Annotated in this window: 13 protein-coding genes; 9 read left to right on the top strand and 4 right to left on the bottom strand. The window is 65.6% G+C overall.

Annotated features, from left to right (window positions below):
* Positions 1-100: 100 nt before the first annotated feature.
* Complete coding sequence (locus tag F3J19_RS21665; RefSeq protein WP_167045740.1) at positions 101-1,222, top strand: DUF748 domain-containing protein; 1,122 nt, start codon at positions 101-103, stop codon at positions 1,220-1,222.
* A gap of 15 nt (positions 1,223-1,237) precedes the next feature.
* On the opposite strand, the gene F3J19_RS21660 is transcribed toward F3J19_RS21665, so the two are convergent.
* The 3 genes from F3J19_RS21660 to F3J19_RS21650 all read right to left on the bottom strand — a co-directional run bounded on the left by F3J19_RS21660 (position 1,238) and on the right by F3J19_RS21650 (position 4,084).
* A complete protein-coding gene (locus tag F3J19_RS21660; protein ID WP_167045737.1) occupies positions 1,238-1,861 on the bottom strand; it encodes an HAD family phosphatase in 624 nt (207 codons plus the stop codon).
* Positions 1,862-1,912: 51 nt separating this feature from the next.
* Positions 1,913-3,727 carry an aminopeptidase P family protein gene (locus tag F3J19_RS21655; RefSeq protein WP_167045734.1) on the bottom strand — a complete coding sequence of 605 codons (1,815 nt, stop codon included), beginning with the start codon at positions 3,725-3,727 and terminating at the stop codon, positions 1,913-1,915.
* 90 nt (positions 3,728-3,817) lie between these two features.
* Positions 3,818-4,084, bottom strand: a complete 267-nt coding sequence (locus tag F3J19_RS21650) for a hypothetical protein (protein WP_167045731.1) — start codon at positions 4,082-4,084, stop codon at positions 3,818-3,820.
* 41 nt (positions 4,085-4,125) lie between these two features.
* On the opposite strand from F3J19_RS21650, the gene F3J19_RS21645 reads away from it, so the two are divergent.
* The 8 genes from F3J19_RS21645 (at position 4,126) to F3J19_RS21610 (ending at position 10,660) form a co-directional block, all read left to right on the top strand.
* A complete protein-coding gene (locus F3J19_RS21645; protein WP_167045728.1) occupies positions 4,126-4,266 on the top strand; it encodes a hypothetical protein in 141 nt (46 codons plus the stop codon).
* A 142-nt stretch (positions 4,267-4,408) separates the two neighbouring features.
* Positions 4,409-5,119: a response regulator transcription factor gene (locus F3J19_RS21640; protein ID WP_167045725.1), complete on the top strand. Its 711-nt coding sequence runs from the start codon at positions 4,409-4,411 to the stop codon at positions 5,117-5,119.
* A gap of 79 nt (positions 5,120-5,198) precedes the next feature.
* On the top strand, positions 5,199-6,485 hold the full coding sequence (gene hemA, locus F3J19_RS21635; protein WP_167045721.1) for a glutamyl-tRNA reductase: 1,287 nt from the start codon (positions 5,199-5,201) through the stop codon (positions 6,483-6,485).
* A gap of 117 nt (positions 6,486-6,602) precedes the next feature.
* Entirely contained in the window at positions 6,603-7,685 is a 1,083-nt protein-coding gene (prfA, locus tag F3J19_RS21630) for a peptide chain release factor 1 (RefSeq protein ID WP_167045718.1), read from the top strand.
* A gap of 38 nt (positions 7,686-7,723) precedes the next feature.
* Positions 7,724-8,602, top strand: a complete 879-nt coding sequence (prmC, locus tag F3J19_RS21625) for a peptide chain release factor N(5)-glutamine methyltransferase (RefSeq protein WP_167045715.1) — start codon at positions 7,724-7,726, stop codon at positions 8,600-8,602.
* A gap of 141 nt (positions 8,603-8,743) precedes the next feature.
* Entirely contained in the window at positions 8,744-9,055 is a 312-nt protein-coding gene (gene grxD, locus F3J19_RS21620; protein ID WP_167045712.1) for a Grx4 family monothiol glutaredoxin, read from the top strand.
* A 28-nt stretch (positions 9,056-9,083) separates the two neighbouring features.
* The gene (locus F3J19_RS21615) at positions 9,084-9,683 is read left to right on the top strand and encodes a UbiX family flavin prenyltransferase (protein ID WP_167045709.1); all 600 of its coding nucleotides are present in this window, start codon (positions 9,084-9,086) and stop codon (positions 9,681-9,683) included.
* A 191-nt stretch (positions 9,684-9,874) separates the two neighbouring features.
* The gene (locus tag F3J19_RS21610) at positions 9,875-10,660 is read left to right on the top strand and encodes a class III extradiol ring-cleavage dioxygenase (protein WP_167045706.1); all 786 of its coding nucleotides are present in this window, start codon (positions 9,875-9,877) and stop codon (positions 10,658-10,660) included.
* 161 nt (positions 10,661-10,821) lie between these two features.
* Here the strand turns inward: F3J19_RS21610 and F3J19_RS21605 are convergent, their stop codons facing one another.
* The gene (locus F3J19_RS21605) at positions 10,822-12,417 is read right to left on the bottom strand and encodes an APC family permease (protein ID WP_167045703.1); all 1,596 of its coding nucleotides are present in this window, start codon (positions 12,415-12,417) and stop codon (positions 10,822-10,824) included.
* Positions 12,418-12,845: the final 428 nt, after the last annotated feature.

The following is a 12,845-nucleotide window of genomic DNA, read 5'->3' as shown; positions in this document are numbered from 1 at the left end:
GCCGGCACCACGCCAGTTGCCCGCGCCCCGGTCCATGCGCCCAGCGTGCGCATGGACCGTTCACAGCCATACCGCGCCGCGCGGTGACGAGGAGACAAGCATGGCGATGTCGAAGGGCAAGCGCTGGATCGTCATCGTGGGCGGCACGCTGCTGGCATTGATGCTCGTCGCAATCGGCGTGCTGCTGTTCGCGCAACAGGAAGTCAGAACTCGCATCAACGCGGCGCTCGGCCCGCTCGGCAGCGTCGAACGCATCGACGTCGGCCTCACCTCGGTTCACCTCTCCCACGTTCTGCTGAAGGCACCGCCCGGCTGGCCCGCCGGCGAGCCGCTGCGCGCCGACGACATCACCATCACGCCCGATCTGCGCGATCTGCTCGCGCGGCGCATGCATATCCGCGAAGTGGTCGTGCGCGGCTTCGACCTCGCCGTGCTGCGCACGAAGGACGGCTCGCTCAGGCTACTGCCGAATCTGCGCGAATCGCTGAACCGTGGCAATCCACCCGGCAACGGCGCCGGGCCGTCGACTCCGCGCGAGAAGCAGGTCGATCACATCCGCTTCGAGCAGGGCAACTTCCATTTCTACGACATGACCGTCGGGCCGCCACCGTTCAGGGTGACGGTCAGCAACGCCCATGCGAGCGTCGACAATCTGCATCTGCCGTCGCTCAACGAGCCGACCAGCGTGAGCGTGCGGGGCTCGCTCAAAGGTCCGGTGCATACGGGCACGGTCACGTTCGACGGCTGGATCAGGATCGCAAGCCGCGATTCGCAGACCACGAGCAGGCTGCAAGGCGTCGATATCGCGCTGCTCGATCCGTATCTGCTGAAGAAGGCCGGCGCGCGTGCTCAGGTGACGGGCGGCACGATCGACCTGACGGTGGAATCGACGGTGCGCGACTATCGCCTGCATGCGCCCGGCAGCGTGACGGTGCGCAATCTGCAACTCGCGGAAAGCGACAATCCGCTCGACACCTTCATGTCGATTCCGACGCGCGCCGCCGTCGCCGCGCTGAAGTCGCACAACGGCGACGTCTCGCTGCATTTCGTGCTCGATGGCGATTTGCGCGATCCGAAGTTCTCGGTGCGCGAAGGCCTGCTCGCGCGCATCGGCGCCGGGTTCGCGCAGGCTCTCGGCGTGAGCGTCGAGGGTGTCGCGAAGGGCGCGGGCGAGACCGTGAAGGGGCTCGGGAATGCGTTGAAGAACCTGTTGGGGCAGTAGGCCCGCACGTCCGGCTCAGACCGGCAGCCCCAGCCCGCGCAGCTTCGCGCCGGTTTGCGCGGCGCTCGTGTGATGCACGCCGTGCCAGCCGAGCGCGCTCGCGGCTTGGGCGTTCTTGAGGTTGTCGTCGATAAAGACCAGTTCGGCGGGTTCGATGCCGGGCAGTTGCGCGTCGATGCGCCGGCGCATTTCCGCGAAGATTGCCGGGTCGGGCTTCACGAGCTTCACCCGCCCCGACACGACGATGTCGCGAAACCGCCGCAGCACCGGGTAGTGCTCCCATGCGTACGGAAAAGTCTCGGCCGACCAGTTGGTGAGGCCGAAGAGCGGCACGTTGGCGGCTTCGAGCGTTTCCATCAGCGCGACGCCGTCTGCGAGCACGCCCGCCACCATCTCGTGCCAGCGCTCGTAGAACGCGCGGATCAGCGGCGCGTGACCGGGAAACCTGGCGATCAGTTCAGCCGTCGCCTCGGCGATCGGCTGGCCGCCGTCCTGGCGAATCACCCAGTCCATCGAGCAGACGTGCGTGAGAAACCAGCGGCGCTCGGCTTCGTCGGGAATCAGTTCGCGGTACAGATACTCGGGACTCCAGTCGATCAGCACGCCGCCAAAATCGAACACCACTGCCTTGATCGCCATGCAGGCTCCTCGCTCGGGTCTTGCTTGAGTCTTGCTCGGGTCTCGCTACGTTCAGATCGGCTGCGTGCGCAGTTCGAGCCACGCTTTCGCGTCGCCCGTCACATGCGGCGACAGGCGCGCGCGCACCGTCTCGTGATACGCGTTGAGCCACGCGCGCTCGTCGTCGCGCAGCAGCGCGAGTTCGATGCAGCGCGTGTCGATCGGGCACAGCGTCAGCGTTTCGAACTTGAGGAAATCGCCGAATTCGGTTTTTTCGGCGGCCACGTTCAGCACAAGATTTTCGATCCGCACGCCCCACTTGCCCGACCGGTAGAGACCCGGCTCGTTCGACGTAATCATGCCCTCTTCCATCGCGGTCCACGGCTCGGCGGGCGCGTAGTGCGAGATCACCTGCGGACCTTCGTGCACGTTCAGGAAATAGCCGACGCCGTGGCCGGTGCCGTGGCCGTAGTCCGCACCCGCTTCCCAGATCGGCGCGCGCGCGATCGCGTCGAGCATCGGCGAGCGGATGCCGCGCGGGAATTGCGCGCGCGACAACGCGATCATGCCTTTGAGCACGATCGTGAAATCGCGCCGCTGTGCCTCGCTCGGCGTGCCGATCGGCACCACGCGCGTGATGTCGGTCGTGCCGCTCAGGTACTGGCCACCCGAGTCGATCAGCAGCAGGCCGTCGCCCTCGATCACCGCGTGCGACGCCTCGGTCGCGCGATAGTGCGGCATCGCGCCGTTCGCGTTGAAACCGGCGATCGTCGAAAAGCTCAGCGACACGAAACCGGGACGGCGCGCGCGGGCGGCCGTCAGGCGTTCGTCGATGGTCAGCTCGGTGATGCGCTCGCGGCCCAATGCGCTTTCGAACCACGCGAAAAATTCGGCGAGCGCGGCGCCGTCCTGTTCCATCGTCGCGCGTACGTGGGCGGCATCGGCGGCGGTCTTGCACGACTTCAGGAACGTGGACGGGTTGACCGCCTCGACCACCGTCACCGACGACGGCACCGCCTGCAGCGAGCCGTACGTGATGCGGCGCGGGTCGATCAGCAGCGTGCTGCCGGCCGGCAGCACGGCGAGCGCGGCCGCGGCATTCGCATAGGGCTCGACGCCGATGCCGTCGCGCGCGAGCACCTCGGCGAGCGCCGGCGAAACCTTGCCGTCGGCGATGAACAGCGACACGCGATCCGTGCCGATCAGCGCATGCGCGACGAACACCGGGTTGTAGCTGACGTCGGTGCCGCGCAGATTCAGCAGCCACGCGAGATCGTCGAGCGTCGAGATGAAGTGCCACTGCGCGCCTTTGTCGGCCATCGCGCGGCGCACCTGCGCGAGCTTCTCCGCGCGCGCGACGCCCGCTTGCGGCGCGGCGTGCTCGAACACGGCGTCGGCCGGCAGCGACGGACGCTGCGCCCAGATCGCGTCGAACAGATCGGCGTCGGTGCGCAGTTGCACGCCCCGCGCGCTCAGCGCCGCGCTCAACGCGCGCGCCGCGGCCACGCCGAGCACCGCGCCGTCCACGCCGACCGTGCCGCCGCTCGCGACGTTCTGCGCGAGCCACTCGAAATGCGGCGAGGTCTGCTGGCCGCCCGTCATCTTCATCAGCTCGACGCCGGTGCCGGCCAGTTGTGCGCTCGCCTGCTCCCAGTAGCGGCTGTCGGTCCAGACGCCCGCGAAATCAGCAGTCACGATCAGCGTGCCGGCCGAACCGGTGAAGCCCGACAGCCACTGGCGGCCCTGCCAGCGCCCCGGCAGATATTCGGACAGGTGCGGGTCCGCGGACGGCACGAGGTAAGCGGCGAGGCCTTCGCGCGCCATCGCGGCGCGCAGGCTCGCAAGGCGCTCGGGAATGGAAGAGGTTTCGGGGAGTCGAGCGTTCATGGTGTTACCTGCAAAGATTCATCGATGGATTGATCGGCGCGGCTATGGGTGCGTTCATCGACGCGTTCATCGGCGCACTCGTCAGCACATTCATCGGCGGCGGGTCCGGTCCACAAAGAGGCCGACCGTCACGCCGACGGCAATGAGCGCAACGGCGGTGCACACCGGCCATTCGAGCATATCGCCGTCATGGAAGAAGCCTGTCACGTTGCCGGCCATGCGCGCGACGCTCGTGCAGAGCACGCCGGCCAGCAGCGCGATCCACCAGCGGACACGGCTCGAGCGGCGCAGCGGATGCAGCCACCAGCCCGCGAGGCCGACCGCCACGCCTAACACGAGGATACCTGGCCAACCCATCAGGAATAGGCTCCTGAACGGAATTCCCAATGAGTTTCCAGATGACCTTCGAAACAGTCTTCGAAGCGAGCGTCAAACCGAGCTTCAAAGCGGTCTTCAAAATGGGCCTGAAGGCGGCCTTCCTGGCGGGACAAAATTATTTTCGGATTTATCTGATAGGCGAAAGTAGCTGGCAAAGCTAGCATTTTTGCCTCGTTAACTATAGAAGTTCAGCATGGCGCTTTCCGCATAGCGGTTGAGTTTAGGGGTCGGGGTTTGGTTAGGCAAGTTGTCAGCGTGACGAAAAAATCGGACTCCCCGCCGTTGCCAGGCTGACGCCGCGCCATGCGCATCGCCCTTATCGAACCGGACGTGCAACACGCCAAACTGGTCGACCGGCTCATCTTCGCCGGCGGCCATGTGTGCCAGCACTTCACCACCAGCGCCAAGTTCCTGCAGCGCGCCCGCGACGAATACTTCGACCTTCTGATCACCGAAAGCTGGGCCGGCGACCATTGCGCCGAGGACGTGATCCCGCGCGCACGCTCGATCCTGCCGGGCCTGCCCATCATGATGATGATCACCGAGCCGCGCGAAAGCCAGATCGTCGCCGCGCTGCACGCCGGCGCCGACGACTGCCTGAGCAAGCCGGTGCGCGGCCCCGAAATGCTGGCGCGCGTCGAGGCGCTGCAACGCCGCGCGGGCCTGCGGCGGCCGGCGAACCGGCGGCGCAACGTCATCGGCGGCTATGCGTTCGACGCCGCCAGCTTTACCGTGACCTTCCGCGATCTGAGCGTCATCCTGACGCCCAAGGAATTCCGTCTCGCCCTGCTGCTGTTCAGCAACCTCGCGCGCCCGGTGCCGCGCGCGCACATCCTCGAAACCGTGTGGACACGGAGCCGCGACGTCAAGTCGCGCACCGTCGACACGCATGCGTCGCGGGTACGCACCAAGCTGCAGTTGCGCCCCGAACTGGGCTATTCGCTGGTGCCGGTCTATGGTTACGGCTACCAGCTCGACCCGGTTCCGCTGGAAAACGCGGCCGACGCGGGCTGACGCATGCGGGGTATGCGGCGTGCAGAATGTGAAAATCGAGGAAACGCTATAATATGGAGCTGAACGATAGCTCCCCAAAATGCAGCTTCTAACGATCGGAATCAACCATCACACTGCGCCTGTCGCCTTGCGCGAACGCGTGGCGTTTCCGCTCGAACAGATCAAGCCCGCCCTCGACACCTTCAAGGGCATCTGGCTGGGCCGCATGGCGCCCAATGCGCCGGAAGCGGCGATCCTGTCCACCTGCAATCGCACCGAACTCTATTGCGTCACCGACGACCTCGCCGCGCGCGAGGCCGCGATCCAGTGGCTGTCGAAATACCACAACCTGCCGATCGACGAACTCGCGCCGCACGTCTACGCACTGCCGCAGTCCGAAGCGGTGCGGCATGCGTTCCGCGTCGCGTCGGGGCTCGACTCGATGGTGCTCGGCGAAACGCAGATCGTCGGACAGATGAAAGACGCGGTGCGCACCGCGTCCGAAGCCGGCGCGCTCGGCACCTATCTGAACCAGTTGTTCCAGCGCACTTTCGCCGTCGCGAAGGAAGTGCGCAGCACGACCGAAATCGGCGCGCAGTCGGTCTCGATGGCTGCCGCCGCGGTGCGGCTCGCGCAGCGCATTTTCGACAAGATCGCGAATCAGCGCGTGCTGTTCATCGGCGCGGGCGAAATGATCGAGCTGTGCGCGACGCACTTCGCCGCCCAGCATCCGCGCGAGCTCGTCGTCGCGAACCGCACCGCCGAGCGCGGCATGCGGCTCGCCGAACGCTTCAACGGCCGGGCGATTCCGCTGTCGGAACTGCCGGCGCGCATGCACGAATTCGACATCATCGTGTCGTGCACGGCGTCCACCCTGCCGATCATCGGCCTCGGTGCGGTCGAACGCGCCGTGAAAGCGCGCCGCCACCGTCCGATCTTCATGGTCGACCTCGCCGTGCCGCGCGACATCGAACCCGAAGCCGGCCAGCTCGAAGACGTGTTCCTCTACACCGTCGACGACCTCGGCGCGATCGTCCGTGAAGGCAATGCGTCGCGGCAAGCCGCGGTCGCGCAGGCCGAGTCGATCATCGAAACGCGCGTGCAGAACTTCATGCAGTGGCTCGACGCACGCAGCATCGTGCCGGTGATCCGCCACATGCACACGCAGGCCGACGCGCTGCGCCGCGTGGAAGTCGAGCGCGCGCAGAAAATGCTCGCGCGCGGTGACGACCCGGCCGCCGTGCTCGAAGCGCTGTCGCAAGCGCTCACCAACAAGCTGATCCACGGTCCGACGCACGCGCTCAATCGCGCGAGCAGCGACAACCGCGACACGCTCATCGAGCTGATGAGCGGCTTCTACAAACATTCCGGCTCCTCGGAGCGTTAGCGGCGCTCGCCGCATCGTGCGCGCCACACAGCATGTGGCTCGCCACGCGTCTCCGTCCCGGGCCTTCGCCCGCCCCTGGCAGCCTTCCTTTCCGGAGCCCGCTCCGCTACCCGCCCGATGAAAACGAGCATGCAACGCAAGCTCGACCAGCTCACCACTCGGCTGGCCGAACTGAACGACCTGTTGAGCCGCGCCGACATTACCTCGAACCTCGACCAATACCGCAAGCTCACGCGCGAACACGCGGAGCTGGGGCCGGTCGTCGAGCAATACGCGCTGTGGCGCCAGGCGCAGAACGACGCGGCCACCGCGCAGGAACTGCTCGCCGATGCCTCGATGCGCGATTTCGCCGAAGAGGAAATCCGCGCCGCGCGCGAGCGCATGGAGACACTCGGCGTCGAGTTGCAGAAAATGCTGCTGCCGAAAGACCCGAACGACGACCGCAACATCTTCCTCGAAATCCGCGCGGGCACCGGCGGCGACGAATCCGCGCTGTTCGCGGGCGACCTCTTGCGCATGTATCTGCGCTTTGCCGAGCGCAATCGCTGGCAGGTCGAGATGATGTCGGCGAGCGAGTCGGACCTCGGCGGCTACAAGGAAGTGATCGTGCGGATCGCCGGCGAGGCCGCGTATTCGAAGCTCAAGTTCGAGTCGGGCGGACATCGCGTGCAACGCGTGCCGGCCACCGAAACGCAGGGCCGCATCCATACGTCGGCCTGCACGGTCGCGGTGATGCCCGAGGCGGACGAGATCGGCGAAGTCGAAATCAATCCGGCCGACCTGCGCATCGACACGTTCCGCGCGTCGGGCGCGGGCGGCCAGCACATCAACAAGACCGACTCGGCGGTGCGCGTCACGCACTTGCCGACCGGCATCGTCGTCGAATGTCAGGACGACCGCTCTCAGCACAAGAACAAGGACCGCGCGCTGAAGGTGCTCGCCGCGCGCATCAAGGACAAGCAGGCCAACGAGCAGCAGGCGAAGGAAGCGGCCACGCGCAAGAACCTGATCGGCTCGGGCGACCGCTCGGAGCGGATTCGCACCTACAACTTCCCGCAGGGACGCCTCACCGATCACCGCATCAACCTGACGCTGTATCGCCTCGATGCGATCATGGACGGCGATCTCGGCGAACTGATCGCGGCGCTCGTCAGCGAGCATCAGGCCGAGCTGCTGGCCTCGCTCGGCGACGCGGACTGACGCCGCGCCGGCCCGAATGACTGAATGAAGCCTCGACGATGAGCGACGCCCCCTCGCCTCCCCTCACGCCGCCCGCCACGGCTGGCGCGTTGTTGCGCGCGTCGCCGCTGCCGCGGCTCGAAGCGCGGATTCTGCTCACGCACGTGCTCGGCTGGCGGCAAACGCAGCTGATTACGCGCGGCGACGAAGCGCTCGATCCCGCGAGCGTCGAGCGTTACCGCGTGCTCGAAGCGCGCCGCGCGGCCGGCGAGCCGGTCGCGCAACTGGTCGGCACGCGCGAGTTTTTCGGGCTCGAATTCGCCGTCACGCCGCACGTGCTGATCCCGCGTCCCGAAACCGAACTGCTGGTCGAAACCACGCTTGCGGCGCTGGAACACCGGTCGCGGCCGTGCGTGCTCGATCTCGGCACCGGCACCGGCGCAATCGCGGTGGCGCTCGCGGCAACGCGGCCCGACGCGCGGCTCTGGGCGCTCGACCGCTCCGCCGACGCGCTCGCAGTGGCCTCGCGCAACGGTATGCGTCTGCTCGACGGCAATCGCCCGGGCGGCCCCGTGACGTTTCTGCAAAGCGACTGGTACGGCTCGCTCGACGCGGCGCTGCGCTTTGACGCGATCGTCAGCAATCCGCCGTATATCGCGAGCGGCGACCCGCATCTGCAGCAAGGCGATCTGCGTTTCGAGCCGCGTGGCGCGCTCACCGACGAAGCGGACGGCTTGAGCGCGATCCGCGCGATCGTCGCCGGCGCGCCCGCCCGCCTCGTCGCCGACGGCGTGCTGTGGATCGAGCACGGCTACGACCAGGCCGAAGCCGTGCGCGCGCTGCTCGCCGCGCGGGGTTTCGCAGCGGTCCGTTCGGAGCGTGACCTCGCCGGCATCGAGCGGATCAGCGGCGGCACGTGGCGCGGCGGAGCGGCCTGACCGCGCGCCAGCGGAGAGGAAATCGCGCACGCACGGCCCGCCGCACGAACCCTGCCGGACGATGCGGCCCCGGCTCACCGTACCGAAATCCGCTATCATTTCAGCCTATTCCCTACACATATCGGAACCGCAAGGTCAGCCATGGATACGCAACAACGCATCAAGCAAATCGTCGACGGCAACAACGTCGTCCTCTTCATGAAGGGCTCGGCCCAGTTTCCGATGTGCGGCTTTTCCGGCCGTGCCATCCAGATCCTGAAGGCATGCGGCGTCAGCGAAATCGAGACCGTCGACGTTCTCAAAGACGACGAAATCCGCCAGGGCATCAAGGTGTTCTCGAACTGGCCGACCATTCCGCAGTTGTACGTGAAGGGCGAATTCATCGGCGGCTCTGACATCATGATGGAGATGTATGAATCGGGCGAACTGCAGCAGCTGTTCGCGGCCGCCTGACGTTCGCTCCCCACGGGCGCCGCAAGCCATGGAAACACGCGCTGCGGCGCCCCGCCGGCTGATCGTCGCGATCACCGGCGCGACCGGCGCCATCTACGGCGTCCGGCTGCTTGAAACGCTGCGCCGGCTTGGCGGCGTCGAAAGCCATCTGCTGGTTTCAAGCGCGGGATGGCTCAACATCCAGCACGAACTCCAGTTGGGCAAGGAAGACGTGCATCCGCTCGCGGATGTCGTCCATTCGGTACGCGACATCGGCGCGAGCATCGCGTCGGGCTCGTTCGCGACCGACGGCATGATTGTCGCCCCCTGCTCGATGAAGACGCTCGCGAGCGTCGCGCACGGTTTCTCCGACAACCTCGTCACGCGCGCCGCCGACGTCACGCTGAAGGAACGCCGCCGGCTCGTGCTGCTCGTGCGCGAAACGCCGTTCAACCTCGCGCATCTGCGCAATATGACGGCCGTCACCGAAATGGGCGGCGTAATCTTTCCGCCGCTCCCCGCCTTTTATAACCAACCCGCTTCGATCGACGAGATGGTCGATCACACGGTCGCGCGCGTGCTCGATCTGTTCGCGCTCGGCCCGGCGCTGTCCCCTGCCTGGAAAGGGCTGCGCAACGCACAGGATTGACGCCCGGCACCGCGTCTCGCAGCACCGGCGTACGTGCCGCGCCCTCTGGCGGCTCTGGCAGCGACACGGGACGATTAACAACATCGGCGACACAATCAAATCCGCTTTGGCCCGTTTATCAAGCAGCCGTGCGGACTTATATTCGTGGTAATTCAATCTCCACGCCGCGACCGCAAGGCCGCGTTGTCGCCATGAACCGTTTACCTTCGCTTTTTCTGTCCCACGGTGCGCCTACGTTGCCGATCGATCCGTCGATGCCGTCCGCGGAATTCGGCGCGCTGAGCGCGCAACTGCCGCGTCCCGAAGCCGTGCTGATGCTGTCCGCCCATTGGGGCAGCGCCCAGCCGCTCGCGAGCATCGCGACGGCGCCCGAGACCATCCACGATTTCTACGGCTTTCCGCGCCAGTTGTACGAAATCCAGTACCCGACGTCGGGCGCGCCCGACGTCGCGCGCAGCGCCGCCGCGCTGCTCGGTGCGAACGGTATCGCCGCCGACGTTCAGCCGCACGGCCTCGACCACGGCGCATGGGTGCCGATGCTGCTTATGTTCCCGCATGCCGACGTGCCGATCGCGCAACTGTCGATCCAGCCGCATCTGAACGCGGAACATCATTTCCGCGTCGGCCGCGCGCTGCGGGCGCTGAAGGACGAAGGCGTGATGGTGATCGGCTCCGGCCAGATCACGCATAACTTGCGCGCCGCCGATTTTTCGGCGCGTCCGGAAGATGCCGATCCGCGCGTCGCTGAATTCACCGGCTGGTTCGAGGAGAAGCTCGCCGCACGCGACATCGACGCGCTGCTCGACTATCGCCGCCAGGCGCCGCACGCGGTGCTGATGCACCCGACCGACGAGCATCTGCTGCCCGTCTTCGCCGCACTCGGCGTCGCGGACGACGATTATTCGCTGGCGATCCAGTCGCTCGGCACTTACCAGCGCTCGCTGGCGATGACCAACTACGTGTTCGGCTCCGCCTGATCCGGCTTCGGCGCGCGCGGGCCCAACCGGCAACGGATCGCCAACACGCCCGCCGCCGCGCAGCGTCAACAAAAAAGCCCGCCTGAGCAACTCAGGCGGGCTTTGTTTCGTCCGGACCAGACCGACCGCGGTTGCGGTCCGGCAGCTCGGGAGCGCAGCGCTTAATGCGCGCCGATCCCTTCGAGCACTTCGTCGTGCTCTTCGCGCTCGTCGAGATACTCCGAGCGATAGCCGCTATTGACGCCCCAGTAGTAGAACGCCAGCGAGAAGGCGATCACGACCAGCATGTCCCAGCCGTACGGCAGGACGCCGAAGCCGCCGAACTCCTTGCTGCCGATCAGCGACAGAACCGCCATGACCGGCAGATACGCGACCAGCCACCATGCGGCCTTCAGATCGCGGCCCCAGCCCTCGAAGCCCGACTTCGCCTGGAAGTAGAAGTACACCGGCAGCGCGACGACCATCAGCAGGATGATTTCGCCGGTCAGCGGCCACTTCGCCCAGTACAGGATCAGCGAGGCGCAGACGAACGCGAACGGGGCGATCACCTTCATGCCCGCGATCTTCAGCGGACGCTCGAGATCGGTCGCGGCGCGGCGCAGCGCCATCAGGCTGATCGGGCCGGTCAGGTAGGAGATCACGGTCGCGACCGAGATCACCGCCGCGAGCGAGCTCCAGCCGCGGAAGAAGAACAGGAAGATGAACGACACGAACAGGTTGAACCACATCGCCGGACGCGGCACGCCATAGAACGGATGCACCTGGCCGAAGATCTTCGGCATCGTGTTGTTGCGCTCCATGGCGTAGATCATGCGCGTCGTGGTCGCCATATAGGTCGTACCGGTGCCGCTCGGGCTCACGAACGCATCGACGTACAGCAGGATCGCGAGCCAGTTCAGGTTCAGCGCGATCGCCAGTTCCGCGAACGGCGACGCGAAGCTGAAGTGGCTCCAGCCCTTCATCACGTCAGCCGGGTTCACCGAGCCAATGTAGGCGATCTGCAGCAGCACGTAGATCACGAGCGCGAGCAGGATCGAGCCGATCACCGCGAACGGCACGCTCTTCGCCGGATTGCGCGCTTCGCCGGCGAGGTTGATCGGACTCTGGAAGCCGTTGAACGCGAACACGATGCCGCTCGTCGCGACGGCGGTCAGCACCGCCGACCAGCCGTACGGCGCAAACGCGGTGGTCTGCCCGAAGTTCTCGGTGTGGACGCCGGTCAGCATCAGCCCGAGGATCGTGGCGCCGGGAATGATGAACTTGAAGATCGTGATCGCCGTATTGGCGCGCGCGAACAGCTTCACGCCCCAATAGTTCAGCAGGAAGTAGATGATCACGAGCCCGGCGGACAGCAGCAAGCCGTTCGTGGTCAACGATCCGTTGACGAACAGCGCATGAGCCCAGTCGTAGGGCCACGTGCTCATGTATTGAATGGACGCCTCGGCCTCGATCGGAATCACCGATACGATCGCGATCCAGTTGGCCCACGCGCTGATGAAACCGACCAGCGCCCCGTGCGAGTAGCGCGCGTAGCGCACCATCCCGCCAGATTCCGGAAACATCGCGCCGAGTTCCGCGTAGGTCAGCGCAATCGCAAGAATCACAACCGCCCCGATGATCCAGGCGCAGATAGCGGCCGGACCGGCAATCTTTGCGGCCTTCCACGCGCCAAACAGCCAGCCCGATCCGATAATCGAGCCCAAACCGGTCAGCATCAGTGCGAATGGCCCGATGTTCCGTTGTATAGAACTTTTCACGTCTTCTCCTAAATCAGAACCATGCCGGCACCGCGTGACATCGCTTGTGGCGCTGGGAACGGGTGACACGCATGAATGCGCGTCGAAAGAGGCAAATCAGGTGCAACCGACGCGCGGCGCGTAGTTTAACGGTTGCACCGTATTACTGCAGCGAAATCAAGGGTTCTCCCTAGCAAAAAGATGTCCAGATACGCAAGCTTTGTAAGAAATTTACGACCAAGTCTGTCAAAGTATGGCCGAGAGTCTCACAGACTGTTGACCTTTTGGCGAAATCGCCGTATAAAGTTGGAGCAGGATTTCAAGTGGCGAGTGAAGTGGTTCTTTCGTAGGTCGCCCATCAACGGTACTCCGGTTGGTCCCATTACCCCTTCCTTGATTTTCATGCACCCCCGGGCTTCGGCCTTATTTACCATTTTTAGGAAAAAGTA

This window comes from Burkholderia sp. Ax-1724 (assembly GCF_011752995.1).
Taxonomy (GTDB): domain Bacteria; phylum Pseudomonadota; class Gammaproteobacteria; order Burkholderiales; family Burkholderiaceae; genus Paraburkholderia.
The sequence above is the reverse complement of the archived record's forward strand: the minus strand, read 5'-3'. Positions and strand labels throughout refer to the sequence as shown.

Coding starts and splice junctions, on each gene's coding strand:
- F3J19_RS21650 (WP_167045731.1), bottom strand. CDS start 4,084: ATGGGTTGGCCAGGTATCCTCGTGTTAGGCGTGGCGGTCGGCCTCGCG.
- hemA (WP_167045721.1), top strand. CDS start 5,199: ATGCAGCTTCTAACGATCGGAATCAACCATCACACTGCGCCTGTCGCC.
- prfA (WP_167045718.1), top strand. CDS start 6,603: ATGAAAACGAGCATGCAACGCAAGCTCGACCAGCTCACCACTCGGCTG.
- F3J19_RS21640 (WP_167045725.1), top strand. CDS start 4,409: ATGCGCATCGCCCTTATCGAACCGGACGTGCAACACGCCAAACTGGTC.
- F3J19_RS21655 (WP_167045734.1), bottom strand. CDS start 3,727: ATGAACGCTCGACTCCCCGAAACCTCTTCCATTCCCGAGCGCCTTGCG.
- F3J19_RS21615 (WP_167045709.1), top strand. CDS start 9,084: ATGGAAACACGCGCTGCGGCGCCCCGCCGGCTGATCGTCGCGATCACC.
- F3J19_RS21645 (WP_167045728.1), top strand. CDS start 4,126: ATGACCTTCGAAACAGTCTTCGAAGCGAGCGTCAAACCGAGCTTCAAA.
- prmC (WP_167045715.1), top strand. CDS start 7,724: ATGAGCGACGCCCCCTCGCCTCCCCTCACGCCGCCCGCCACGGCTGGC.
- F3J19_RS21665 (WP_167045740.1), top strand. CDS start 101: ATGGCGATGTCGAAGGGCAAGCGCTGGATCGTCATCGTGGGCGGCACG.
- F3J19_RS21660 (WP_167045737.1), bottom strand. CDS start 1,861: ATGGCGATCAAGGCAGTGGTGTTCGATTTTGGCGGCGTGCTGATCGAC.
- F3J19_RS21610 (WP_167045706.1), top strand. CDS start 9,875: ATGAACCGTTTACCTTCGCTTTTTCTGTCCCACGGTGCGCCTACGTTG.
- grxD (WP_167045712.1), top strand. CDS start 8,744: ATGGATACGCAACAACGCATCAAGCAAATCGTCGACGGCAACAACGTC.